This window comes from Chryseobacterium sp. KMC2 (assembly GCF_016756935.1).
Taxonomy (GTDB): Bacteria; Bacteroidota; Bacteroidia; order Flavobacteriales; family Weeksellaceae; genus Chryseobacterium; species Chryseobacterium rhizosphaerae.
Genome location: NZ_JAESIT010000009.1, coordinates 63,179 through 87,509, shown reverse-complemented (window position 1 = coordinate 87,509; position 24,331 = coordinate 63,179). Strand labels below are relative to the sequence as shown.

General features: G+C 35.7%; 25 protein-coding genes. 5 read left to right on the top strand and 20 right to left on the bottom strand.

The window, feature by feature from the left end:
- Positions 1 to 124: 124 nt before the first annotated feature.
- The 3 genes from gwsG to JML65_RS12315 are packed head-to-tail and all read right to left on the bottom strand — an operon-like array spanning position 125 to position 2,122.
- Positions 125 to 1,027, bottom strand: coding sequence for a grasp-with-spasm system ATP-grasp peptide maturase (gene gwsG / locus JML65_RS12325; RefSeq protein WP_202271029.1), 903 nt, complete (start codon positions 1,025 to 1,027; stop codon positions 125 to 127).
- On the bottom strand, positions 1,005 to 1,877 hold the full coding sequence (locus tag JML65_RS12320) for a hypothetical protein (protein WP_202271028.1): 873 nt from the start codon (positions 1,875 to 1,877) through the stop codon (positions 1,005 to 1,007). Before JML65_RS12320 ends, gwsG begins: the two co-directional genes overlap by 23 nt.
- A gap of 47 nt (positions 1,878 to 1,924) precedes the next feature.
- Positions 1,925 to 2,122, bottom strand: a complete 198-nt coding sequence (locus JML65_RS12315; RefSeq protein ID WP_202271027.1) for a TIGR04139 family peptide modification target — start codon at positions 2,120 to 2,122, stop codon at positions 1,925 to 1,927.
- 603 nt (positions 2,123 to 2,725) lie between these two features.
- Here JML65_RS12315 and JML65_RS12310 point away from each other — a divergent pair.
- Genes JML65_RS12310 through JML65_RS12295 form a run of 4 tightly spaced genes read left to right on the top strand, consistent with a single transcriptional unit; the run spans position 2,726 to position 4,855 of the window.
- Entirely contained in the window at positions 2,726 to 3,259 is a 534-nt protein-coding gene (locus JML65_RS12310) for a DUF4303 domain-containing protein (protein ID WP_202271026.1), read from the top strand.
- Positions 3,260 to 3,300: 41 nt separating this feature from the next.
- Entirely contained in the window at positions 3,301 to 3,843 is a 543-nt protein-coding gene (locus JML65_RS12305; RefSeq protein WP_047489114.1) for a hypothetical protein, read from the top strand.
- A 33-nt stretch (positions 3,844 to 3,876) separates the two neighbouring features.
- Entirely contained in the window at positions 3,877 to 4,359 is a 483-nt protein-coding gene (locus JML65_RS12300; RefSeq protein ID WP_202271025.1) for a hypothetical protein, read from the top strand.
- Complete coding sequence (locus JML65_RS12295) at positions 4,334 to 4,855, top strand: hypothetical protein (RefSeq protein WP_237390872.1); 522 nt, start codon at positions 4,334 to 4,336, stop codon at positions 4,853 to 4,855. Before JML65_RS12300 ends, JML65_RS12295 begins: the two co-directional genes overlap by 26 nt.
- Before the next feature lie 111 nt (positions 4,856 to 4,966).
- Here JML65_RS12295 and JML65_RS12290 read toward each other — a convergent pair whose 3' ends face one another.
- The 3 genes from JML65_RS12290 to JML65_RS12280 form a co-directional block, all read right to left on the bottom strand.
- The gene (locus JML65_RS12290) at positions 4,967 to 5,914 is read right to left on the bottom strand and encodes a transketolase family protein (RefSeq protein WP_047489107.1); all 948 of its coding nucleotides are present in this window, start codon (positions 5,912 to 5,914) and stop codon (positions 4,967 to 4,969) included.
- A 30-nt stretch (positions 5,915 to 5,944) separates the two neighbouring features.
- Positions 5,945 to 6,799, bottom strand: a complete 855-nt coding sequence (locus JML65_RS12285; RefSeq protein WP_262484699.1) for a transketolase — start codon at positions 6,797 to 6,799, stop codon at positions 5,945 to 5,947.
- A 108-nt stretch (positions 6,800 to 6,907) separates the two neighbouring features.
- Positions 6,908 to 7,426 carry a hypothetical protein gene (locus tag JML65_RS12280; RefSeq protein WP_202271024.1) on the bottom strand — a complete coding sequence of 173 codons (519 nt, stop codon included), beginning with the start codon at positions 7,424 to 7,426 and terminating at the stop codon, positions 6,908 to 6,910.
- 318 nt (positions 7,427 to 7,744) lie between these two features.
- On the opposite strand from JML65_RS12280, the gene JML65_RS12275 reads away from it, so the two are divergent.
- The gene (locus JML65_RS12275) at positions 7,745 to 9,973 is read left to right on the top strand and encodes a reprolysin-like metallopeptidase (RefSeq protein ID WP_052188613.1); all 2,229 of its coding nucleotides are present in this window, start codon (positions 7,745 to 7,747) and stop codon (positions 9,971 to 9,973) included.
- A gap of 105 nt (positions 9,974 to 10,078) precedes the next feature.
- Here the strand turns inward: JML65_RS12275 and JML65_RS12270 are convergent, their stop codons facing one another.
- From JML65_RS12270 to JML65_RS12205, 14 genes are all read right to left on the bottom strand, one after another.
- Entirely contained in the window at positions 10,079 to 11,638 is a 1,560-nt protein-coding gene (locus tag JML65_RS12270) for a sodium:solute symporter (RefSeq protein WP_202271023.1), read from the bottom strand.
- A gap of 185 nt (positions 11,639 to 11,823) precedes the next feature.
- Positions 11,824 to 12,111 carry a GNAT family N-acetyltransferase gene (locus JML65_RS12265; RefSeq protein WP_002984420.1) on the bottom strand — a complete coding sequence of 96 codons (288 nt, stop codon included), beginning with the start codon at positions 12,109 to 12,111 and terminating at the stop codon, positions 11,824 to 11,826.
- 1 nt (position 12,112) lies between these two features.
- Positions 12,113 to 12,508, bottom strand: coding sequence for an OsmC family protein (locus JML65_RS12260; RefSeq protein ID WP_047489096.1), 396 nt, complete (start codon positions 12,506 to 12,508; stop codon positions 12,113 to 12,115).
- Positions 12,508 to 12,726, bottom strand: coding sequence for a (4Fe-4S)-binding protein (locus JML65_RS12255; protein ID WP_047489091.1), 219 nt, complete (start codon positions 12,724 to 12,726; stop codon positions 12,508 to 12,510). The genes JML65_RS12260 and JML65_RS12255 overlap by 1 nt, the downstream gene beginning before the upstream one ends.
- A gap of 1 nt (position 12,727) precedes the next feature.
- The gene (locus tag JML65_RS12250) at positions 12,728 to 13,306 is read right to left on the bottom strand and encodes a TMEM175 family protein (protein ID WP_047489088.1); all 579 of its coding nucleotides are present in this window, start codon (positions 13,304 to 13,306) and stop codon (positions 12,728 to 12,730) included.
- On the bottom strand, positions 13,299 to 13,838 hold the full coding sequence (locus tag JML65_RS12245) for an NADPH-dependent FMN reductase (protein WP_202271022.1): 540 nt from the start codon (positions 13,836 to 13,838) through the stop codon (positions 13,299 to 13,301). The genes JML65_RS12250 and JML65_RS12245 overlap by 8 nt, the downstream gene beginning before the upstream one ends.
- A gap of 24 nt (positions 13,839 to 13,862) precedes the next feature.
- Entirely contained in the window at positions 13,863 to 14,762 is a 900-nt protein-coding gene (locus tag JML65_RS12240) for a pirin family protein (RefSeq protein ID WP_115920906.1), read from the bottom strand.
- A 55-nt stretch (positions 14,763 to 14,817) separates the two neighbouring features.
- Positions 14,818 to 15,129: a GNAT family N-acetyltransferase gene (locus tag JML65_RS12235; RefSeq protein ID WP_047489077.1), complete on the bottom strand. Its 312-nt coding sequence runs from the start codon at positions 15,127 to 15,129 to the stop codon at positions 14,818 to 14,820.
- 249 nt (positions 15,130 to 15,378) lie between these two features.
- Positions 15,379 to 16,254, bottom strand: coding sequence for a pirin family protein (locus JML65_RS12230; protein WP_202271021.1), 876 nt, complete (start codon positions 16,252 to 16,254; stop codon positions 15,379 to 15,381).
- Between the two features lie 261 nt (positions 16,255 to 16,515).
- Positions 16,516 to 17,922 carry an MFS transporter gene (locus tag JML65_RS12225; RefSeq protein ID WP_202271020.1) on the bottom strand — a complete coding sequence of 469 codons (1,407 nt, stop codon included), beginning with the start codon at positions 17,920 to 17,922 and terminating at the stop codon, positions 16,516 to 16,518.
- Between the two features lie 141 nt (positions 17,923 to 18,063).
- The gene (locus JML65_RS12220) at positions 18,064 to 18,876 is read right to left on the bottom strand and encodes a hypothetical protein (protein WP_047489069.1); all 813 of its coding nucleotides are present in this window, start codon (positions 18,874 to 18,876) and stop codon (positions 18,064 to 18,066) included.
- 324 nt (positions 18,877 to 19,200) lie between these two features.
- Positions 19,201 to 20,868 (bottom strand): asparagine synthase B, encoded by a 1,668-nt coding sequence (gene asnB / locus JML65_RS12215; protein ID WP_047489066.1) that lies wholly within the window; start codon positions 20,866 to 20,868, stop codon positions 19,201 to 19,203.
- 319 nt (positions 20,869 to 21,187) lie between these two features.
- A complete protein-coding gene (locus tag JML65_RS12210; RefSeq protein WP_202271019.1) occupies positions 21,188 to 22,855 on the bottom strand; it encodes a GLPGLI family protein in 1,668 nt (555 codons plus the stop codon).
- A 168-nt stretch (positions 22,856 to 23,023) separates the two neighbouring features.
- Positions 23,024 to 24,229 (bottom strand): RsmB/NOP family class I SAM-dependent RNA methyltransferase, encoded by a 1,206-nt coding sequence (locus JML65_RS12205; RefSeq protein WP_047495226.1) that lies wholly within the window; start codon positions 24,227 to 24,229, stop codon positions 23,024 to 23,026.
- Positions 24,230 to 24,331 lie beyond the last annotated feature (102 nt).

Here is a 24,331-nt window from a genome sequence, read left to right as displayed (position 1 = left end):
TGGAACTTCTCACATGGTACATAATTTCCGGTACTATTATTTTTGTTATTTTTTTTAGTTCTAAGCTCTTCAATATATTTGAAGGTAAGAGGTAATTTATTTTTTTCTTTTTTAAATAACTTTTTCATAAATATTGTGCTATTTCTTTTTCCAATGAATAGTTACAAGCAGTTGATAAGCCCAAAAATTGGCCTAGAGGATTAACCTCTAAAAAGTAGAATGTATTCCCACTTTTTATAAAATCTATAGACCCGCAGTTCAAGTCCAATAACTCCATAAGCTGATGTGTTTTTTGTTCAATACTTTCAGGTAGCTGATAGGGTACTTTTCTGTTGGGTTTTTTATAATTATATTTTCTAAAATCGGTTTTGGTCTGTTCATCGCTTTGAGAAATAATAGCTGTAGACCACGTTTTACCACTTAAATAAAAGCTCCTGATTTCAAAATCTTTCTCAATTTTTTCTTGAAAAAAAGTAATAAAAAAATTTTCTTTTTCTTTTTCCTCTATTATTGAAGTGTATATAATAGCATCTGAATACTTATTGATAGAATCTAATATAACATTTTCTGTAATCGCTTTTGTAATCGTTGTATTGACAACTACTTCATCGGTGTTTTCTGCTAAAAAGTACTTTGGAACGTTTAATCCTGCTTTTTGAGCTTGTTCTAATACGAACAGCTTATTCACATGACTATTAGTTTGTTTGTTGATCGTTTTTTTTGATTCTAACGTTTTTATTACATAATCTTCCAGCCAATGTTGAGTTTCATCCATATGAATATTAATAGAATCATTATCGTAAGATAGACGCTTGAATTTTAATCTCCCTCTTCTGTACCATGTACTGGTGATTTCATCCAGGAAAAACTGATGTCTTTCACTTACCATATAAATTCTTTTTTTATCTGTTTTAATCTCAAAAAACTCATCTTCGTGCACACGAATAAATGGCTTTCTCATTGCTGAAAGATATTTGATGACTTGTGTTGTCGTAGTATCTCCGTTATTCGATATAATGAGTATCATTTTCTTTCAGTTTTTTAAAATAATCCTGTCTTATCTTAGCACTGTGTTTCATGCTCGGTATTCCCAGGGTTTTCCGATTGCGGTCTGTCTGTATACTATCTTTCACAAGAATCATATTAAAACCATATAATGTGGTATTGTTGTGAGATCCCATATCCGTATCCACCATTCTCGCATAATCACGGGGTGAGCAGTCTCCTGATTTAACAAATTCCAGTAACTTTTCGCTTATATAAGGATAATGTTTTTTAGATTCAACCATATGGGTTATAAAGGTTGGCATAGGGAACCATCCTATTTTTTTTGATGTAGGGAATCCATTATTTTTAAATGTCCAGATAAGAAGCTTTGCATTTTTTTCTACGTTTTTCCTGACCAGTGCAGTATCATCAGGTCTTCCCTGTTGATCCCGAATCAAAGCAATTCTGAAAGAATCAACCAATTTTTTATCCAGTCCTTGTTTCCATTCTGTTATTTTTTGTTGTACTTCCGTACTATTTATTCCATATTTCTTAAAAAGTGGAAGGTATTTCTTGTATTCATGATTATATGGAGCTACTAAAGTTATTAGTTGATATAAGCTTTTCTTTCCTCCGAAATCTTCATTGTATTTGTCTGCTAGAGCTATATAAGTGGCATATTCTTCAATACGATCTTGATTTTTGGGAGTATATTCCTTGAAAAGTTTTCGGTATTCTTTAATAGCCAACTTAGGATTATTGGTAAACCTATAGATGCTGTCAATTTCGTTGACCTTATTATAATAGATAATATAATTTTTCCTGCACGATGAAAGAGATAGCAAAACAATAAAAAGAATACTGTAGCTAATTGCACTTTGTTTTTTCATAACTTAATTAATTAATAAAGAGGGGAGCTCACCCTCCTTATTTCTTATTAGCAAACAATTACTCTGCCTTGATATGGTCCTCCGTTATATGCATAATGGTCTGACTCATAACATCCTGACGGTGCCACATTAGATTCAATTGTGTACTGTTGAAGACTACCGTTAATAAATTTTAAATCATTTCTTTTTATTCTTTTGTTTTCCAGTGAAGAAAAGTTTTTCTTCATTCCTTTAAGCTTTTTCATTTTTTTGAATTTTTTAAGTTAATGTATTGTCTGTCATATAATCCCTGACATGGGTTAGATTATTCCCATATTAACTTTGTACTGTACACATACAATTAAATATGCAGAACATATCCATCAACGTTGATTTTTCAAAGCTAAATATAAATACATCACATGATAGGGATATGATTTGCAATTATTTTGCAATTTTAATAGGAAAATGTGCATATTTAAAAGGTGAAGGAAGTACGTGTTTTTAAATGAATTTCAAAGCTTAAAGAAAATATAAAAGGTATTGAAATAATAAGGCAATAAGTATTCATATAATGTTTTAAACTTTGAAAAAATTTCAATTGTACACAATAATGCAAGGCTACTGATAAGTTGTTTTTGGAAATATTTTTGTGTTATATATTCGTCATTTAGATAGTCTTTCTGAAGCATTAAATCTTATTAGTCTTGTTAATTTTAAACTCCTCCAAAGATTCGGATCCATTAACATCAGGGTTTGAAATGATGAATAAAGTAGCTATAATCCTGAAAACAGACATAGCTTTATGAAAATTAGTATGCTGGTTTAGTAGGATAAGGGTACTTTTATCGGCTCTTTAAAAAAGAAGTATGGATTTCGAAATTTTAAAACAACAGATAGAAAAAGCGGCGAAGAAAGCTTTTTTGGAAATGTATGCCCAGCATGGTGCGGAGAAGATTTATAGTTTTGCATTATACAGTGATGAAGGAGCTATGACCGTATGTCCTGCTACAAATACCTTTACGATGCTTGAAAATGCAGATGAAGATGATGCGTTGTATTATAAATATGAACCCGCTGAATGGACATATGAGATGGATGGGGCAGAGGAAGAATTCAATGATATCTGTACTCAGTTGAGAACAGAACTTGATAAGCATGATGAAGATGATAAATGGTTTGAAGGATTTCAAAGCAAATTATATTCAAGCTGTATTGAAGTGTTGGAAAAACTTAAAAATGAGAATTTCTTTAGCCAGATTACGGGTGAAGATATATTTCTGATTTTTACAGTTTCAGAATATGAATTTGAAACGGAAGATTTGAAAAATATCATTACGAGGCTCAACGATAATGAATATAAAAATGAATACCTGACCTGGATGAATACATGGGGGAGCTGATCCCCAATATAGAGTAAGAAAACACCTTAGATTATAAAAATATGAAACTGAATAAAATAATTGTTTCAGATACCTCTTTCAATAGCAACGAACCTTATGACGTGATTAGTTCTAATATTTCCGTTATCAATCTGCTGAATGAAGAAGGTATGGAACAAGATCATATGCATGAAGATTCAATAACCAGCTACTTTATTGATTACTATCTGTCCCAATATAAAAATGGGAATTTTTCCCAGTTTGTCTGGAATTCGGGATGGTCGTCTGAACTTAACGGAATTATAAAAGATGGGCTTAAAAAAATAGGGGCTCACAAAAATCTGGATTTATTTCTTGAGCAGTGTTTCAAGGTAGAAAATTTAGAAGAAGGAGAACTTCAGAAGTTTTTAGAAAGCGAGTATTTCGGTCCCAATAAAACAAGAGACAAACTTAAAAACGATTCATTCTACAGTCTGGAGGAGGATATCGTAGATTTAAATGCTCAATGGCTTAAAAATCACCCTGATCTCGAGGTGTTAAGCATTGAAAATATGTTTGGGAAGCTGGAAAAGCTGATTGGACGGGAAATAGACAGGGAAAATTAATCCAAATCAAATAAAGAACAGAAAATATTAATTATGAATACACTAAAATATTACAAAAAAGAAGGAAACCAGTACACTTTTAAAAACCAGCCGGTGTTTGTTTTTATAGTGGCTATCTTTTTTATTGCCACTGCCATATTGTTTTACAGAATAGATGTAAAATGGTTATCCTATGTGATGATAGCCGTTGTTGTACTTATTGCGATCAATTTCTTTACAAAGAAGTTTATCATTGATATGGACCGGCAGACCATTACAGGAAAGCACACCGTTTTTAGTCCCGCAAAAACATATCACCTAAAAGATTTCACGAATTTTGAAGTTCTGGCGACGAAATATATGGGGTTTATTACCACCAATGTGCTTCTTACCATCCATTTTCATGCAGAGGGAAAAGATAAAAAATTAGTTTTAGGGCAAGCCGTTTCCCATAAAGGAATACAGAAAATGATCAATGAAACGGAAGATATTATGAACAGCAATACTTTGAATGATGAACGTAGTAGATCGGTATAGGTTCAGGGAAGACGGAAATGAAATCCGTATAATGCCCCAATACAGCTTTATCCGTTTTTTGGTGTGGTGGCTTGTAGTTGGGATTATGGCACTTCCCGTTATTTATTTTTACAGAACCCAGATGTCTTTGAATACCTTTCAAATCGCTGTGGGATTATGGGGTGTTTATATGATCTACTTTCTGTTTGATCTTATTTTCAGAATTCCGGTAACCTATATTTTTGACAAATCTCAGAAATGCATTTACAAAAAACTGTATTTCTCCAGAAAGATCATGAACTTTGATGAAATGACCTATTTTATTCATGAAGAATGGGGTACTTATTATTTCTCAATTGGAAAAAAAAGAAATCAGTTTGTGAAAAATTACAGAATCAGTAATTATTTTTCAGGTTCTAAGGCTTCAAACAGGAGGGAAGATGATTATATAGAAAAAGTATTATGCCCGGTACTGCAGGCAGTGGGAATTCCGATGAATACCGCGGGAGGACGGTAATATTCCGGATCTCATCCTTATCATGATTCAATAAGTAATGATTACCAAATACAAAAAACCCGGCTGTTTCGAAGAAACAGCCGGGTTTTTATAATAATGTTATAGCGTATCTTAGTTCGCTAAAATTCTTTTTACAGCTTCTTTTACAGCTTCAGCATCAATTTTATACTTCTTCATCAGCTCAGCAGGCGTTGCAGATTCTCCAAAAGTATCATTTACTGCTACAAATTCCTGTCTTGTAGGTCTTTTTCTTGCAAGCATTCCTGCAACAGACTCTCCTAAACCACCAAGGTAGTTATGCTCTTCAGCAGTAACGATCTTTCCTGTTTTTTCAACAGATTTTAAGATGATCTCTTCGTCTAAAGGTTTAATGGTGTGGATATTGATCACTTCACAAGAAATACCTTCTTTTTCAAGCTCTTCAGCCGCTACAAGAGATTCCCATACAAGGTGCCCTGTTGCAACAATTGTTACGTCAGTACCTTCCTGTAGCATAATCCCTTTTCCAATTTCGAAAGGCATATCTTCAGGAATAAATACAGGAACTACCGGTCTTCCGAATCTTAAATATACAGGACCTTCAAAATCAGCAATTGCCAATGTAGCAGCTTTAGTCTGATTGTAGTCACAAGTATTGATAACCGTCATTCCAGGAAGCATTTTCATCATTCCGATATCTTCCAAAACCTGGTGAGTAGCTCCATCTTCCCCTAAAGTAAGACCTGCGTGAGATGCACAGATTTTCACATTTTTTCCAGAATAAGCGATAGACTGACGGATCTGGTCATATACTCTTGAAGTAGAGAAGTTAGCGAAAGTTCCTGTAAAAGGAATTTTTCCTGTAATGCTAAGTCCTGCAGCAATACCCATCATATTAGCTTCTGCAATCCCTATCTGGAAGAATCTTTCAGGTGCTTTTTCAATGAATTTCTCCATTTTTAAAGAACCGATAAGGTCTGCACAAAGTGCTACTACATTAGGGTTTTTGTCAGCCAGCTCTGCTAATCCAGCTCCAAATCCTGAACGTGTATCTTTTTTTTCTGTATATGTATATTTCATTTTTATTTTTTTAATCGAGATGTTAAGATATTAGTAATCTGCCGGAGCTTCTAAATACAACTGCTTGAATGCTGCATCCAACTGCTCATCATTAGGAGCTTTTCCATGCCAAGCGTGGCTTCCCATCATATAATCTACACCATAACCCATTTCAGTATGAAGGATGATTACTACAGGTTTTCCTTTTCCTGTTTCAGTTTTTGCTTTCTCAAGAATAGCAATCACGGCTTCAAGATCGTTTCCGTTTTTCTCCTCAAGTACAGTCCATCCGAATGCTTCAAGTTTAGCATGAAGATTTCCTAAGCTCAATACATCATCTGTATCTCCGTCAATCTGACGTCCGTTGTAGTCAATAGTAGAGATAATGTTGTCTACTTTTTTAGCAGCAGCATACATTAAAGCTTCCCAGATCTGACCCTCCTGAAGTTCACCATCTCCGTGAAGTGTGTAAACAAGAGATTGATCTCCGTCTAATTTTTTACCCTGTGCTACACCAAGTGCTACAGAAAGCCCCTGTCCAAGAGAACCTGAAGCGATTCTGATTCCAGGAAGTCCCTCGTGAGTAGTTGGGTGCCCTTGTAATCTTGAATCCAGTTTTCTGAAAGTCTTCAGTTCTTCCACCGGAAAGAAATCAAATCTTGCCAAAGTAGAGTAGAAAACAGGTGAAATATGCCCGTTTGATAGATAAAAATGATCTTCATTTTTCCCTTCCATCGTAAAAGGAAGATGATAGTTCATCACCTTTCCGTAAAGTGCTGTGAAGTATTCTGTACAACCTAAACTTCCGCCCGGGTGGCCTGAATTAACAGCATGAACCATTCTTAAAATGTCTCTTCTGATCTGTGTAGTAAGAGATTTTAACTCTTCAATACTTTTACTCATTATATCTGATTTATTTGCACGCGAATTTACAATTTTTTACCGGCTTATGGAAATGTAAAAATCCGGATATGAAAATCCGGATTTTGACTTATGTGTATATTTTCCCTGCTTTTAACAGCCCTCGTTGAGGTAAACAGAAATTTCAGTAACAATATTATTAACAAATTTAAAATTCAACTGTGTTCCTGCATCGCTGTCTTCCAGGGTGAAATAACCGGTATCCTTTATCGGTTTTCCATTTTGATCCCAATCCGGGCGTACGCTAAAGTTGGAATAATTTCTATAAGCATTGATAAGGTCATCTCTGGTACTTCCCACTCCAATTCCACTTTTAGTTTTAAACTTTTTACTGGAGGTAGTCATATAAGTAACGGAAGGAACGCTTGGATTAGCCTCATTAATGTAATTATCGAAAATGTCAATTTGGATTGTTTCGCCGCTGTATTTTACAATGTTTTTTTTATCTCCGTCTGAAGTCTTCAGTTTGGTACCGGAAATTTTTTCAGCTTCAGCTTTTGGCATGAAAACCTTATATGGGCCAATTCTTAAAGTAGAAACTTCAAAATTATCCTGAGCATTCACAAAGCCTAGGGTTAATATGAAGACGAAAATTGAAATAATTTTTTTCATAGTTTTTAATTTTGTTTTTTATGGGGTTATACTTGTTATCTGCTGCAAAGATATCTAAAATAGACAATTCTGAGAAGCTTACGATCATTAATTCTGTCAGGAATAGGTAAGCATTCTTCTCCTTAATATGGAAAATAGAAAATTTTCACGATCAAAAAGTAAATGGATGATTATTTTGCAGCAATGTCATATTTGTTTATCTTTTTTTATAAACTTCCATTGATTTTCTGTTTTTTTAATATAATGTTTGTTGTTATTTTATTGTTTTGATAATTATTTGTAATTTGGAGTGTTATTTTAAACCACAAACTTATAAATATGAAAATTAAACAATTCCTTTATCTGGGGGTCTTCATTCTATCCATTTCCCTTGGAAAAGCACAGGACTTTTTTACCGGGATCAATGAAAGGTCCATTAAAGCAGAGCCTGAAAAAAGAACCGTACAGCCCGAGAAGTTTCTTACCTATAAACTGGATGTGGCTGGAATGAAAAGTTATTTCAATTCAGTTCCGGAACTGAGAGATAATGATGTTAAAGATAAAGCCCCTATTATTGTCTTACCTATGCCGGACGGGACCAAAGCAAAATTCAAAATTTGGAAATCTTCGGTAATGGCTCCGCAGCTGGCCGATAAGTTTCCTCAAATTGTTACTTTTACAGGACAGGGGGTGGATGACCCATATGCTACTGTAAAACTGGATTTTACGGAACTCGGGTTTCACGCGCAGATAAAATCTGTAGTAGGTGGTGATGCATATATTGATCCTTATGTAAAAAATGACGTTAATAATTATATCATTTACAAAAAAAGTGATTTAATTGATAAGCAGCCAAGCATATGCGGTACAAAGGATGAGGATGCACCATTAGAAAAAAAAAACGTACAAAAAACCGTTACCGCAAGCGTAGGGACTCAAATTAGAGTTTTCCGGTTTGCTGTGGCTTGTACCGGTGAGTATGCAAAAGCCGCCACAGGGTTAGCCACACCTACAGTTGCTCAAACCTTATCTGCGATTGTAACGACAGTCAACAGAGTGAATGGAGTATATGAGCAGGAGGTCGCTGTGAGGTTGGTCTTAATTCCTAATGAAACCAGTATTATCTTTACGGATCCCAATACAGACCCTTTTGCAGGAAATAATGATGCCTATACATTAATTGATGAAAGCCAGGCTCAAATTGATGCTATCATTGGAACTGCAAATTATGATGTAGGACATACATTTAGTACAGGCGGCGGCGGATTAGCCAGTTATGGCATATGTGATCCTGATTATAAAGCAAGCGGAATTACAGGCAAATCTAACCCTGTTGGTGATCCTTATGATATTGATTATGTTGCTCACGAAGTAGGACACCAGTTTTGGGGACCTCATACTTTTAACGCAACCACATCAAGTTGTAATGGCAATCGTAGTAGCAGTAATGCTGTAGAACCCGGAAGCGGAATCACCATTATGGCATATGCAGGTATTTGTGGCAGTATAAATAATTTAGCGCCTAATAGTATTTCTATTTTTCATACCCGCTCATTCCAGTCTATCACAACAGCAGTTCAGTCATCAACATGCCAGGTGACAATTCCTGCTGCCAATACAGCTCCTATTGTAAATGCCGGGAATAATTATACCATTCCTAAGAGTACTCCTTTTAAATTAACAGGCTCCGCAACAGATGCTGAAAATAATGGACTTACCTATTGTTGGGAACAAAATGATACGGGGCCGGCAGGAAACTGGAATGCTCCAGCCGGAAATGCTCCTTTATTCAGATCATTTATGCCTACTACTGTTCCTTACAGATATTTTCCTCAAATTACAGATGTGATCAATAATGTTTCTACCAGAGGAGAAATTTTACCATCCTATGGAAGAACTATGGAATTCAGACTGACTGTAAGAGATAATAATGCCGGTTGTGGCGGAGTTGCCAATGATGATGCCTCTGTTACTGTTGACGGAAATTCAGGACCATTCTTAGTAACAGCACCTGCTTCCGCTGTAAACTGGAATGGTGACACTTCTCAAACAATAACCTGGGATGTAGCAAATACAACTGCAGCTCCTGTAAGTTGTGCCAATGTAAGTATTTTACTTTCAACAGACGGTGGTCTTACGTATCCTATCACGATCGCAGCTTCTACACCAAATGATGGCTCGGAAACTGTAACCATTCCTAATGTGAGCACGGCACAAGCCAGAATTATGGTTGCTGGAGAAGGAAATGTCTTTTATAATATTAACCCTGTTAATTTCACGATTAGTAAGGTATTAGGGGTTAACGAAACTAAAGGAAACAACGATGTATTTGTAGTGTATCCTAATCCAAGCAAAGGCCTTCTGAATATCAAGTTTACCAATTCAAATGAAATCTATGATATTGCGATCTATGATGTAAGTGGTAAATTGGTATTGAGCAAGTCCAATAATAAAGCGGATCATGATCAAGTGGGTACCTTTAATTTAACCCACTTAGTTAAAGGTGATTATTTAATTAATGTTAAAACTAAAAATATGGATAAAACCATCAAATGGATTAAAGAATAAATACCATATTAATTATACAATAAAGGCTGTTTTACTCGTAAAACAGCCTTTATTATTTTTATTATTTATCAGGTTATTGAGCTAATACTGGCTCAATGAGTCTGGTTAAACCACTCTTAAATATTGTTTATCCTTTACCATCCATAAACCGATAAACGTCAACAGTCCATTCAGAACAATCAGTTCTACACCAATCCGGTAATCGGTATAAGAAGTTACCGCAAAATTGATCAGATAGGTAAGGACAGGAGCTAAAATGGTTACGATAAGAATAGAATATTTTCTTGATATTTTAAATTTGGTAAAAATTCCGAAAGCAAAAAGACCTAAAAGCGGTCCGTAAGTATATCCGGCAACTTCCATAATAAGATAGACAATCGATTTATCATTCATCGTTTTGAAAACCATAATCAGGATAAAGAAAACCACGGTGAAAATCAAATGTACTTTCATACGAAGGTGTTTTTTTTCTTTTTCAGATTTGGTTTTGTCTTCATTAAGATTTAAAAGGTCTACACAGTAAGAGCTTGTCACAGCTGTTAAAGCTCCATCTGCTGAAGGGAATAATGCTGAAATTAAACCGATAATAAAAATGATGGAAATAGCCATCGGGAAATATCCCTGAAGTGATAAGGCCGGGAAAAGGTCGTCACCCATAATGTTTTTTATATTTCCTGATGCGTCTTTAAATCCGAAAATATTGGTCACCGTTTCAGAATTTATCACTCCATATTCTGCTCCGTTTTGCAATGCAAAAAGATAAAGTAAACCGCCTAAAAATAAGAACGCAAGATTTACAAACAGAAGCGTTCCTGCAAAAGTCAGCATGTTTTTCTTTGAGTTCTTAAGGTTATCCACAGAAATGTTTTTTTGCATCATTTCCTGATCCAGACCCGTCATAGCAATCGTAATGAAGATTCCTCCCAAAATTGTTTTTAGAAAAAATGTCTTGGAATTGGGATCAAAATTGATAAAATGGGTATAGTTTTTCTGTTCTAAAATAGTATAGGCTTCACCAAATGATAAATTCAGATTGGATAAAATATAGACAATACACGCCACCAAACTGATGATCATAAAAGAGGTCTGTAATGTATCCGTAATCACAATAGTTTTTACCCCGCCTTCAAAGGTGTATAAAAGAACCATCAGCAAAAGCACAAGAGCAGTAACCCAAAAAGGAACACCTAATCCCTCAAGTAAAAATATTTGTAAAACATTCACCACCAGATATAACCTTGCAGTAGCACCTATAGCTCTGGATATGATAAAAAATATAGATCCTATTTTATGGGCTTCCACATTAAATCTTTTTCCAAGATAGGTGTAAATGGAAGTAAGGTTCATCTTATAATACAATGGAAGGAGTATGGCTGCAACAATAAAATACCCGATGAAAAAACCAATCACCATCATATAATATTCGAAACCTCCAAAAATATATTCTGAGCCGGTCATTTTTCCGACTGTTCCCGGAACGGAAATAAAAGTAACCCCACTTAAGCTGGTTCCTATCATTCCAAATGCAACGAGCCACCATTTACTTTTTTTATTACCGATAAAAAAGGACTGATTATCAGAATTTCGGCTTGTGAAATAAGAAATCACTAAAAGGCCGATGAAATAGATAAAAACAAATAGCAAAAGGATAGTTCCGGAATTCATGCTTATATTTTAAATTTCAGCAAATATATAAAAAAGATCAGTCGTGAATGAGGAATTTACTTCACAGTCGATTTTTATAGGTTGATAACATGAAATATTTGCAGGTTTTGCATTTAAAACAGGAAAATAAAAAACCTTCCAGATACGTACTGAAAGGTTAATATGGTAAGGGTGGAGAATAGTGATTAATTCACTAAAACATCTTGTAATTCCTCACTCTTCTGGAAGCTTGCTTTAGCGAAAGGGCAGAGGGGGATAATCTTCTTGCCGTTCTTTCTGGCAAAATCTACAGCTGCCAAAAGCATTTCTTTACCTACTCCTTTTCCGTTGTAGGCTTCTTCCACTTCAGTGTGGTCAATAATAAATCTTTCTTCTCCTGCCCAAGTGTAAGTCATCATTCCTGCGCGTCTTCCATCTATGAAAGCTTCAAAACTTCCGTGTTTCTCGTCGTTGTTTTGTTTTACTTCGATCATGTTATGAGAATTTAGTTAGTATTTCTATATCGTTGGTTAGTATTTTATGAACAGGGCAGGCATCGGCAATAGTGTGCAGTCTTTTCATCTGCTCATCATCCAGAACTCCTTCAAAGGTAATGTCTCTTTTGAAAATTGCTCTTTTGGTCAGCGGATAATTTTCAAGCTCTACCTCTACATTGATGTTTTCCACATCCCACTCCTTTCTTTCGATATACATTCTTAAAGTGGCCGCTGTACAGCTAGCCAGAGAGGTTGCCAGAATTTCCATAGGGTTGAAACCTTTGTTCTGCCCACCTTTATCAATAGGTTCGTCAGTGATGATTTTATTATCACCAGCTGTTACCTCTGTATAATATTTTGTTTTTCCTAAACTAGCTTTTACTGTTACCGCCATTATTTTTGTGTGTTGAATTTATAACTTAATGCTCCTGACGGGCATTGATCTATTTGTTCTTTAAGTTCTCCAGGTGTTGCATTTTCTGCTTTTATCCAGGGTCTGTCTTTAGGATTATAGACTTTAGGAAGCATTTTTACACATACAGCCGAGTGGATACACTTTTGAGGCTGCCAGATGACAGTAATGTCGCCGTTGGGATATTCGTGTGTTTCCATATTAATTTTCTTTTAATGTTTTTTCGATTCTTCTGTCCGGAATCAGCCATATGAGAGCCACGATATAATAAAAACCTATGGCAATATAAGGATAAAAAAATGAAGTAGCGATTCCCAGAACGTAAAATATAATAGAGATGTATTCTTTATATTTCGAATGTATTGCTTCTTTCAGCTTTGAATTTTCTCCCTCACACCGGATGATGACATGCTCCAGAATGGTGTAGGCAATAGCAGCCATGATAAGCCCGAAACCATATGCGGCCACTGGATTTTTGGCAAAATGGGTTGTTCCAATCCACTCTGTTGCAATAGGCATCATAGAGAGCCAGAACAGAAGGTGAAGATTCGCCCAGAGAATACTGCCGTTTACTTTTTTTACCGTCTGAAACAGATGATGATGGTTGTTCCAGTAAATTCCTACATAGATAAAGCTGAAAATATAGGCTAGAAATTTAGGAAGAAGAGGCTTGAGACTAGACCAGCTACTACCTTCAGGTACTTTCAGTTCAAGTACCATAATGGTAATGATGATGGCTAAAACGCCGTCACTGAATGCTTCCAGTCTTCCTTTATTCATTAGCTTTTATCTGAGATTTAAAATTTTCTATCTTAGTTTTCAAATCATTCAGCATATCGGGATTGATAACACCGGTTTCAAGGTCGAAATTTTCATAAAATTTGGGCAATGAAAAAGTATCCTTGATATCTGCTGCAAACTGAGGGAAAAACGTTTTGGCTGTATTCATTACATTTCCGCCGCCATAACCGCCGGGAGAGGTACTCATCAAAAGCATGGGCTTGTTCTGAAATACCTTAACATTAATCCTTGAGGCCCAGTCGAAAACATTTTTAAATGCTGCGCTGTAAGATCTGTTGTGCTCTGCAAGAGAACAGATAATGACATCACAGTCTTCAATCACTTGGAGAAACTGATGCGCCTCATCCGGAAAACCTTTCTTTTCAAGATCTACGGAAAAAACAGGCATGCTGAAATTATTGAGGTCAATAAAATTGATCTCTTCATCCTGAAAATCCTTTAAGACAAACTTTACCAGTTCTCTGTTGATGGAAGTGGAAGAAGTACTTCCTGCAAATGCTAATATTTTCATGGTTTTTTATACTGCTGGCTGAATTTATTTTCTGTTTAAAATAGCTTTAGGAAGTGGAACGTATTCCTGCTCGTCACCAGGAACCAAAGGAAATGCCTCATGATTCTGATCGTTCCAGTTTACTTTAGCTTGGTCTAGCATCTCTTTATCAGAGTTTACAAAATTCCAGAATATAAACCTTTCCTCATCAAAAGGTTCTCCTCCGAAAAGATAAACTGTTCCTTTTTCACTCATCTCGAATTCACAAAGTGTTGTATCCTTTGCAATCATCAGCTGTTTTGATCCATAAGAGTTTCCATCCGTGGTTACTGTTCCATCCAGAACATACATGGCTGCTTCCCCATAAAGATCTTTTCCTATGCTTATTTTTTTTGCTTCTTTTGTTTTAATCTCAAGGAAAAAAAGTTTGCTGTGTACAGGAACAGGAGATGTTCTTCCAAATGCCTCACCGGCAATAAGTTTGTACTGAATTCCATCCTCTTCCCAAACTGGAATATCATTTTCTTCGATGTGGTGAAAAGTAGGTTCAGACTGCTCGAGATGCTTTGGAAGACCTACCCAGATCTGAAATCCGTGAAGCCTTTTATCGCTGTGTCTTAAATATTCGGGGGTTCTCTCAGAATGTACCACACCTTTTCCGGCGGTCATCCAATTAACAGCACCGGGCTTTATTTCAACCGCACTTCCTATGCTGTCTCTATGAAAAATAGATCCTTCAAGCAGGTAAGTTAATGTTGATAACCCGATATGTGGATGCGGTGGAACATCGAGATTTTGATAATCTTTTAGCTCCGAAGGGCCCATATGGTCGATAAAAACGAAAGGGCCTACCGCTCTTTTCTCACGGAAAGGAAGAAGTCTTCCTACCAGGAAATTTCCGATATCTGCTGCTTTTTCTTCGATGATAAGTCCAATATTTGACATTGTATAATGATACTTTTTTATGGTTTAATTTAATTGAAATACTTGTAGGATGGAATTAAAGTTGATGATATCCTTCAAATTTTTCATCAACAATACGCTTCCATTCCGGATGTTTTTTGATATAAGCGAAAACGTAAGGACAAAATGGTAAAAGTTTCTTTCCGCTTTCCTCAATAAAGTTCAATGTTTTTTCTACAACGGCTACCGCTGCCCCGGTTCCTGCAAGCTCAGGCTCGGCCTCCGTATGGATAAGTGCAATTTGATGAGTCGTTTCGCGATAATCAATGAATGCATAATGTCCGTTAAATTCTATTTCAAATCTTGTATCTGCTTTTACAAGAGGTATATTTTCAAATTCTGGTTTCATAAACTGTGGTATTAAAAAATGATAGGCTGAAAAATCTTCTCTGATGGATAAAAATGACTGATGACTAAACCTTACAGATTTCTGTAGTCTGTAAGGCTGTCAACAAATCATATATTATCTACTGTAATAATTTTTTAAATATTGTTTATTAAATACTGAGTCTATTAAATAAACATCCTATGGTTAACCTAACATTATATAAAGTTAGTAAAAAAGGAATAAGTAAAGATTAAGAGAAATTTAATTCTGCTAATCTTCCAGGTAACCGAATTTTCCGGTATTAAAATCTTCAAAAGCCTGCATGATTTCTTCTCTGGAATTCATTACAAATGGACCATGAGGATAGATAGGTTCACTGATCGGTTCACCGCTTAAAATTAAAACAACAGCATCTTCAGTAGCTTCGATCGTGAAAGTGTTGCCTTCATTCTTAAACAGTGCCAGATGATCTGCTTTTACTTTTTCTTCTCCATTGATGATGATACTTCCCTCAATCACCAACGCGGTGGTATTGAAGTGTGCCGGGAAATTAAATTCTGCTTTTCCCCCTGCTTTAAGTTTTGCATTCATCATGTTAATGGGAGTGAAAGTAGTGGCAGGACCTTTGTGTCCTTGATATTCTCCTGCAATAACTTCTACCAGTCCATTGCTCCCTAAATCTACTCTTTCCATGTTGGAATTTTCAATAGCCTGGTATTTTGGACTGCTCATCTTGTCTTTTGCAGGAAGATTGACCCAAAGCTGAACCATCTGAAAAATTCCTCCTTTTTTTGACCACTCAGTTTCGTGATATTCTTTATGCAAAACTCCTTTTGCAGCTGTCATCCATTGTACATCACCTTCACCTATAATTCCTCCTCCACCGGCACTGTCGTGATGTTCTACTTTTCCGTTATAGGCAATGGTAACTGTTTCAAAACCTCTATGCGGATGAACTCCTACACCTCTGGGTGTATCTGTGCCGTTAAAATGAAATTTTGAATTGTAGTCAAGCATAATGAATGGATCCATTCTTTTCATGTCTAATCCATGTACTCCCGGTATAAAATTATGAACTCTAAAACCGTCACCTACAAAATGTGCAGGTCTAGGAGATACTACAATTTCTACTTTTTTAGTTGCCATAATATTGTTGATTTATATACACAAAAATACCATAGCTAAGACTAAAATACATTGATCTGTGTTAAGTTCGTAAGAAAATACAGGTGTACTCACAAAATGATCGCAAGATGAAAACTGCCGGGTAAATGAATGGATGCATGGAGATATTATATGGTTTGGACATACATCTTTATCAACCAGAAATGACAAAAAATTAAGCTTTGAATTTCATTTAAATGGCAGATAATGAGTATTGTAGGTGTGTGTTCTTTTGAAAATGAATTAGTCTTCTTTCGATTTCATATTTTTACCATCCGAAACATGAAGCCTTCTGAAAACAAAGCCGGATAAAATAGTTAATATTCCAACGGTGAGAAAAGTCCAGCGGAAGGCATTGTGAATTTCACCATTGATAAGATCTGTATTTTCAAATATTTTTAAAACAATCAGCCCGAAAGCAATTCCAAAACCAATGGCGAGCTGTTGGTTGACAGATATTAAAGAATTACCACTGCTGGTCTGAAAATTTCTGAGATCTGCAATGGAAATTGTATTCATGGAAGTAAACTGAATAGAGTTAAAGAACCCCAAAATTGCAATAATAGGAACAAACCAGTATAAAGAAGTATGGATGTCAGGAATAGCCAAAAGACAGATCAGGGTTCCAATGATGAATGTATTGATCATTAAGGTCTGCCGATAGCCATATTTATCAAGAATTTTGATGACTGAGGACTTTCCGAAAATTGCCGTTAAAGCCATTGGAGCAATGATCCATCCGGAAGTAACGGCAGACTGTTTATAGGCAATCTGAATCATCAGCGGAAGGAGTAGTGGCACCGAGCTGATTCCAAGTCTTGTGGCAAGGTTTCCTACAATTCCTACACGGAACGTTCTTACCTGAAATAAATTCAGAGGGAAAATAGGATTTCCTTCTCTTCTTGCATGTTTATAGTAATAATAAAGAAACAGGAAGCCCATAATGAAAACCAGAAGGACTGGGGTGATGTTCTGTATATCTCCAAAAAGTTCCAACGAAACCGAAAGCAACAGAGAAGCGGCGGCAAAAATTAAAAAGCCTTTTAAGTCGAAATCTACATTCTCAGATTTATAATTCGGCATAAATTTTAATCCCAAAACAATTCCTAAAACTCCAATGGGTATATTGATCAGGAATATCCAGTGCCATGAAAGATAATCAACCATATAACCACCCACCAACGGACCCAGTACCGGACCGATAAGTGCGGGAATAATGGCAAAATTCATCGCTTTAAGCAATTCATTTTTATCAAAGGTTTTAATGAGGGCCAGCTTACCAACAGGAGTCATTAAACTTCCCCCAACTCCCTGAACAACCCTTGATATCACAAGCTGTGTTAGATTCTGAGACAAGGAACAGAATAAAGAGCCGAGGCTGAATAGGATTAAAGAAAAAATAAATATTTTTTTTGTTCCAAACCTGTCTGCCAAAAATCCACTGGCAGGCATGAAAACGGCTAAGGTAAGAACATAGCTGATGATAGCGTTCTGCATATTAAGTGGAGATTCATGAAGGTCCTTTGCTATGGAGGGCAGAGATGTATTCAGAATCGTTGAATCCAGCATTTGCATAAAAATCGCTGTAGCCAGGATCAGTGGAAGAATTTTCTTTATTGAGGTCTGTTGTGGAGTTGTCGCTTCTGTCATTTTATATAGGCTGAAATATCTAAAATCTTCCAGGCTTATTTATTTGAAGAAAAATGCTTGCTTTAAGCAGTTTGAATCTTTAGATAAAGAAATCCATATAAAATTAAAAAAGTCCTGCGAGATATCACAGGACTTTTTGATTTATTTTCTAGGTTTTTCTACTCCTTTCCACTCATCACCGGCTTTTCTGTACTGGCTTAGAATATAAGTTTTGAAATCTTTTGTTTTGTATTCAATATTATCGGTATTCTGCTCAAACGGCATGATATAATAATAATCTACGTCTGTTTTATCGGACTTGTTTCCTTTTTTTACAGAAGGAACATATTTGGAGAACTTATAACTTGGAAGATATTGTCTTAATCTTGTGTAGAAGGCCTTATCTTCTTTTTCGTTAGGGATGATGTCTACAATGTTGAAATCATCTTTTTTCTTATCAATCCAAAGATAGTATGTTTTCTCTTCTCCCATATTTCTGTTGTTAGAATTAAAAGCAAACAATTCTTTTGGAACCAGTTCCTTGATTTTTTCCGGATCAACTTTAGTGTAGTATTGTCCCTTAGAAGGATCTACATACGTTTCAAGATTATACATTAAAACAGAATTGTTTTCAAATTTTTTATTCTTAAAATATTGATTCAATGATAATTCTGCCGTAGCTCTCAATTCTTTACTTCTGTCATCCAGTTTTTTAGTAGGGTTCTGAGGATTTACTTTCTTCACAAACTCATATAATACTGCAGGTTTTACATCTTTAAGGTGAGGATACGTTTTAAGCTGTTCTGCTTTTACCAGCCAGTAGAATTGTTGATAATAATCATCTTTATCAACATCTTTCACACTTTTGTAGGCTAAAGCCAGCTTTTTTGAATTCAGGTATTTGCCAAATTTTCCCTGTCCAAAAGCAAAACTTATAGATAATAAGGCAAACAAAACAGTAAGGTTTCTTCTCATTTTTTTATAATTGATATTTTCGTTTTCCAAATATAATTATTTATTAGATATTATTTTTGATTGTCACCTAAATTCTGTCGATATTGTTGCCGTTAATTCAAAAGAAAATCCTGTATTGCTACAGGATTGATAAATTATTGCATTAGAAGTTAGATGATAGAACCAGGAAGTTAAAATAAAAAACTTCCAAAATCAGGGTACATTCTGCTTTGCAAGTACATGACGAATCAATATAATGTCATAATTAATAAGCATGGATTTACCATTCACTCTGATCTGTCCTTATATTTCAAATTTCGATCACCTAAGCTCTAAAGCTGTATCTTAATAAGATGTTTCATGTACTTTTACGGCTCTTCCGCTTGGGTCGTTCATTTTTTTGAATGCTTCGTCCCATTCCAGAGCAATAGGAGTGGAGCAGGCTACAGAAGGTACAGAAGGCACCGTTGCAGCTGCTGTTTCACTTGGGAAATGCTCTTCAAAAATAGTTCGGTAGCGGTATTCCTCTTTGTTTTGAGGCGTGTTCAGCGGGAATCTGAATTTTGCATTAGCCATCATTTCATCCGTTACTTCTTTTTCTGCTACTTCTTTTAAAGTATCGATCCATGAATATCCCACACCGTCTGAGAATTGTTCTTTCTGTCTCCAGGCAATAGAGGGCGGAAGAAGATCTTCAAATGCTTTTCTCAATACCCATTTTTCAATTTTACCTTCAGCGATATTGATCATTTTATCTTTTGGGTTAAGAGTCATCGCAATATCCATAAATTCTTTATCCAGGAAAGGAACCCTGCCTTCTATTCCCCAGCTCATCAATGCTTTGTTGGCTCTCAGGCAATCGTAAAGGTGAAGCTTGCTCAGTTTTCTTACGGTTTCATCATGGAATTCCTTGGCGTTAGGCGCTTTATGGAAATACAGATATCCACCAAAAAGTTCATCAGAACCTTCCCCGGAAAGTACCATTTTGATTCCCATAGATTTGATGACTCTTGCCAACAGATACATTGGGGTAGAAGCCCTGATGGTTGTCACATCATAGGTTTCCAAATGATAGATGACGTCACGCACAGCGTCAAGTCCTTCCTGAACGGTAAAGTTGACTTCATGATGAACAGATCCGATATGTTCTGCCGCTTTTTGTGCTGCTGCAAGGTCGGGGGATCCTACAAGTCCTACGGCAAAACTGTGAAGTCTTGGATACCATGCTTCCTGAGTGTCACCACTTTCAACTCTTTGTCTTGCAAATTTCGCAGTAATAGCAGAAATTACTGAAGAATCTAAACCTCCGGAGAGAAGTACTCCATAAGGAACATCGCTCATCAATTGTCTGTGGACAGCATCTTCAAGACCTTTTCTGATCTTGGCAATATCAGTGGTGTTATCTTTTACATGATCGAAACTTTCCCAATCTCTTGTGTACCATTGCTGAAGTTCGCTGCCATCTTTGCTGTATACTAAATGTCCTGGTAAAAATGTTTCTATTGTTTTACATACTCCTTCCAGTGCTTTTAACTCGGAAGCTACATAATAATTGCCGTTTCTATCCCATCCCTGATATAGAGGACAGATTCCCATATGGTCGCGGGCAATCAGGTATACTTCGTTTTCAGTATCGTATAATGCGAATGCAAAAATCCCATTCAGTTTTTCAACAAAATCTTTTCCGTATTTTCTGTAAAGGGCTAGGATCACTTCACAGTCAGATTGAGTCTGAAATTCATAATCAGGAAATTCTTCTTTTAATTCTCTATGGTTGTAGATTTCACCGTTTACAGCTAATACTACTTTTCCGTCTTTCGTAAATAAGGGTTGCTTTCCTGAAGTAGGATCCACAATAGCAAGTCTTTCGTGAGAAAAAACAACTTTCTCATCCTGAAATACTCCACTCCAATCCGGTCCCCTGTGACGGATTTTTTTTGACATTTCTAAAACCTGAGGTCTTAATATTTCGGTTTTTTGTTTGGCGTCAAATAGACATACAATTCCACACATGTTCTTATTATTTATGAAACAAAAGTAAATGTGTTGTTTATAAATAACAATAAAAAATGTTTAAAAGTTAATTTTTTTAATTAAATGCTTTTTTAAAAAGAAAAATATTAACTATTTGTATTGATTTATATGTTTTTGATTAATTTTTTTCGTTAGCAAGATGCCTCTAATATCCATATACAAAATAAAAATGACATATTTATTAATATATGGTAATTTATTTAATGAATTTTAACCCTTACTTTGTGGCTCGAAATAATTTTTTTTCATCATTTGTGTTTTTACCTTCTTGCAATTCTCATGCAAGAAGGTTTTGTTTTTATTGTACCCCTAGTAAGGTTCCGGAAACATTCCATGAACTGAAACTTGTTCCTTCCGTAGGGCCTTGAGGAATTTTAATCTGTATACTGTGCTTTCCTGCTTTCAGGTCGCCAAGAGGAATGAAGTTTGGGTTGGTAACCGTTCCGGGACACCAGTTTGACCTGCTGAGGTCTGAAGAAGAAAGGCCGTCCTGAAAATTTCCCGAAGCCGGATTGTATAAACGGTAAGAACCACAATCTGTTCTCCACGGCACAAAGGAAAAGACTGTTTTTCCATCCATAGAAATTGTATTGACTTTCGGAATAAATTCATCACCGTTTTCCCAACCTCCATGTCCGGTAGTAGTGTATCTCAGCTGAGCATTTTTTATTTCTTTTTCTAATGTGAAATCAACCCAAAGACCCTGATCTTTATTAAACATCGTAGAATAATCCTGACCCGCCATCTCCATAATATTTAAGGTATTGAATAAAGGAATAGTCACATTGTTCTTATGAACAGCCTGATCGCTTTTATGGATTGTGATTTCGAGACTGACTTTGTGTCCGCCTTTATCATAATTACCAATAAATACTCCTACCCAAAGTTCCTTTCCCGATAAAGAAGGTTTCAGTTCTGTAATATCCTGTCGGTAAGGATTTATAGTTTGCCAGGTTTTTCCTTTTAATTGGATATGATTAAACTGCTGGATTCCAAAAGGAGTAAAAAATCTCATCATTTCCACAGCAGGATTATAATCTTTTGTAGCAGATACCCCGTAGTACTGTTTTCCGTTTCCATTGTCAAAGGCAGGAAGTGTTTTTATTCCTTTCTCTAGACCATCCAAAAAAGATAATGCTTTGTCTTGTGGAATAAAAAAAACAGTTCCGGTTCTGTCGTAGGCATCACCGTTCGATTGCTGCTTCAGCTCTGCAAAAATATTTTCGCCTTCCCCAATAGCAGGAAATTTAATCTTTTTAAGGATAATTGTTCCGTTGGCATATCTTTTTATCTTTTCATCAGATTTGGAGGCTTCTGAGAAATTGACCGTTTCCTGATCAAAAACTTTCAATGTTGTAAATCTGCTTTTCCACAGCAGATCTTTATATCCTAATACATCTGTGGACTGTATAGGGGTATTGATGATCTTTTCAATCCCCGTATTTTTTATTTTCTTGATAGAATGGGCGGTAATTAATGAATTTTTATTTCTCTCAACCTCTAATACCAACCCCAGATCCTGTCCTAAAGCAGAGGGCCCGCCTTTAAGGTTTAAATCGTTGGTATACCAAACTTCAATAGTATTTGAATTGACTTTGGTAATGGCTTTTTTACAGATATAACCCAGGATCTTTTTGGTTTCGCCTGTGATTTCAAAATTCTGTTTTCCTACAGACTCTGTGTCTGAACTGGAAATAATTTCTCCGGGTTTTAAAAAAACATAGGAAACAATTGTATTGGAGGGTCTCTCAATCTTGGTTACCTCAAAAGGATAACTGCTTTTCTGTTCTTTAATTGTGTTGTTTAGAATAAAGCTTTCTTTTCCGTTAACCCAAGCTATTATAGCTGGTTGATCGGATTGTAATTTCCCGTTATAGGAACTTTGATATTGGATTTCATAAGTCTGTGCAGAAATCAGACTCATTAAGAAAATGGTGACAATGGAAAAAATAATTCTTCTAAACATAAATACACGAATTTGCTACAAAGTTATTTTAACTTTCCGTAGCATCAAAACGGTTATAATCTATAGAATAGGTAGACAATAGAGCGGAAATGTTACATGCGTGTATTAAAAAAAGAAAAACTACTCCAAAATGGAGTAGCTTTTGTTTTTATAGGGTAGGGAAAACGACTAAGATAGTCTTTCAATCAAAGCCATATAGAATCCGTCATACCCTTCACTTGGCATTACTTTTTCGTCCTTGATCATTTTATATCCCGGATTATTTTTTAAGAATTCTTCTACCTGTCCATTATTTTCAGACGGTAGGATAGAACATGTTGCATATACCATTTTTCCTCCTACTTTAAGCATTTTGGAGTAATCCTGAAGGATTTGCTGTTGTTCTTTTTTAATTCTGTCAATAAAAGCCTGATCAATTTTCCATTTGCTGTCAGGGTTTCTTTTTAAAACACCAAGTCCTGAACAAGGTGCATCAATTAAAAGTCTGTCTGCTTTCTCGTGAAGACGCTTGATAACTTTATTATCAGCAATCATACGGGTTTCAATATTATGAGCTCCCGCTCTTTTTGCACGACGTTTCAACTCAGCCAGTTTCCATTCAAAGATATCCAATGCCACAATCTGACCTTTGTTTTTCATTAATGCTGCCAGGTGAAGTGTTTTTCCACCTGCTCCTGCACAAGCATCAATCACTCTCTGACCTTCTTTTACATCAAGGAAATAACCGATTTTTTGCGAAGATGCATCCTGAACTTCAAATAAACCTTCCTTAAATGCTGTTGTAAGGAATACATTCTTTTTCTCTTCCAGCTGAACAGCATCAGGATAATTCTTGATAGAGAAAGCTGTAACACCCTCATCAGAAAGATCAGAAATAAGTTCCTTAGTAGTTGTTTTTAAAGAGTTGGTTCTAAGAACTGTAGGGGCCTGTTCGTTCAAGGCAATCATTTCTCTTTCCCATTTAGCACCTAATTCTTTTTCAAGAGTTTCTGCTAACCATTCAGGGATAGAATGCTCTATTGCTTTTGTAGGAACTGTATTCTTTTTAAGTTTAGTAAGAATGTCAGCAATTTTAATACCGTCAAATTCTTCAAACTTTTTATAGTTGGTCTTGCTCCAAAGCAGGTATGCAATGATAAGTTTATAAATATTGTTGGGCTTTATACCTTCGCCCATATAGTACTCAAGGCGTTTTTTCCAACGGATAATATTGTAGAAAATCTCGGAAACAACGGCTCTGTCCTGGCTTCCCCATTTTCTGTTAGCTTTTAATAGTCTCTCGATTACTTTATCAGCGTATTTATTTTTCTCGAAAAATGTTTCTTGTAAAGCATCGTGAATTCCGATCGCTAAGTTTCTGTGAATAAGTTCCATAAGTTTGCTTCGCTGTTTTGAATCTGCAAAAATACGAATTAAAGTTGACACTTGAGGTGTCCGGGTTTCGGGTTACCAGATTAAGGGCGCTAAATTGAGGTT

Excerpts from the sequence above, each read along its gene's own strand:
- JML65_RS12300 (WP_202271025.1), top strand. The coding sequence starts at position 3,877 with ATGAATACACTAAAATATTACAAAAAAGAAGGAAACCAGTACACTTTT.
- JML65_RS12240 (WP_115920906.1), bottom strand. The coding sequence starts at position 14,762 with ATGTCAAATATTGGACTTATCATCGAAGAAAAAGCAGCAGATATCGGA.
- JML65_RS12225 (WP_202271020.1), bottom strand. The coding sequence starts at position 17,922 with ATGACAGAAGCGACAACTCCACAACAGACCTCAATAAAGAAAATTCTT.
- JML65_RS12270 (WP_202271023.1), bottom strand. The coding sequence starts at position 11,638 with ATGAATTCCGGAACTATCCTTTTGCTATTTGTTTTTATCTATTTCATC.
- JML65_RS12315 (WP_202271027.1), bottom strand. The coding sequence starts at position 2,122 with ATGAAAAAGCTTAAAGGAATGAAGAAAAACTTTTCTTCACTGGAAAAC.
- gwsG (WP_202271029.1), bottom strand. The coding sequence starts at position 1,027 with ATGATACTCATTATATCGAATAACGGAGATACTACGACAACACAAGTC.
- JML65_RS12265 (WP_002984420.1), bottom strand. The coding sequence starts at position 12,111 with ATGATCGAAGTAAAACAAAACAACGACGAGAAACACGGAAGTTTTGAA.
- JML65_RS12230 (WP_202271021.1), bottom strand. The coding sequence starts at position 16,254 with ATGGCAACTAAAAAAGTAGAAATTGTAGTATCTCCTAGACCTGCACAT.
- JML65_RS12235 (WP_047489077.1), bottom strand. The coding sequence starts at position 15,129 with ATGAAACCAGAATTTGAAAATATACCTCTTGTAAAAGCAGATACAAGA.
- JML65_RS12295 (WP_237390872.1), top strand. The coding sequence starts at position 4,334 with ATGATGAACGTAGTAGATCGGTATAGGTTCAGGGAAGACGGAAATGAA.
- JML65_RS12250 (WP_047489088.1), bottom strand. The coding sequence starts at position 13,306 with ATGAATAAAGGAAGACTGGAAGCATTCAGTGACGGCGTTTTAGCCATC.
- JML65_RS12310 (WP_202271026.1), top strand. The coding sequence starts at position 2,726 with ATGGATTTCGAAATTTTAAAACAACAGATAGAAAAAGCGGCGAAGAAA.
- JML65_RS12210 (WP_202271019.1), bottom strand. The coding sequence starts at position 22,855 with ATGTTTAGAAGAATTATTTTTTCCATTGTCACCATTTTCTTAATGAGT.
- JML65_RS12205 (WP_047495226.1), bottom strand. The coding sequence starts at position 24,229 with ATGGAACTTATTCACAGAAACTTAGCGATCGGAATTCACGATGCTTTA.
- JML65_RS12320 (WP_202271028.1), bottom strand. The coding sequence starts at position 1,877 with ATGAAAAAACAAAGTGCAATTAGCTACAGTATTCTTTTTATTGTTTTG.
- JML65_RS12275 (WP_052188613.1), top strand. The coding sequence starts at position 7,745 with ATGAAAATTAAACAATTCCTTTATCTGGGGGTCTTCATTCTATCCATT.
- JML65_RS12260 (WP_047489096.1), bottom strand. The coding sequence starts at position 12,508 with ATGGCGGTAACAGTAAAAGCTAGTTTAGGAAAAACAAAATATTATACA.
- JML65_RS12305 (WP_047489114.1), top strand. The coding sequence starts at position 3,301 with ATGAAACTGAATAAAATAATTGTTTCAGATACCTCTTTCAATAGCAAC.
- JML65_RS12245 (WP_202271022.1), bottom strand. The coding sequence starts at position 13,838 with ATGAAAATATTAGCATTTGCAGGAAGTACTTCTTCCACTTCCATCAAC.
- JML65_RS12290 (WP_047489107.1), bottom strand. The coding sequence starts at position 5,914 with ATGAAATATACATATACAGAAAAAAAAGATACACGTTCAGGATTTGGA.
- JML65_RS12220 (WP_047489069.1), bottom strand. The coding sequence starts at position 18,876 with ATGAGAAGAAACCTTACTGTTTTGTTTGCCTTATTATCTATAAGTTTT.
- JML65_RS12280 (WP_202271024.1), bottom strand. The coding sequence starts at position 7,426 with ATGAAAAAAATTATTTCAATTTTCGTCTTCATATTAACCCTAGGCTTT.
- JML65_RS12255 (WP_047489091.1), bottom strand. The coding sequence starts at position 12,726 with ATGGAAACACACGAATATCCCAACGGCGACATTACTGTCATCTGGCAG.
- asnB (WP_047489066.1), bottom strand. The coding sequence starts at position 20,868 with ATGTGTGGAATTGTATGTCTATTTGACGCCAAACAAAAAACCGAAATA.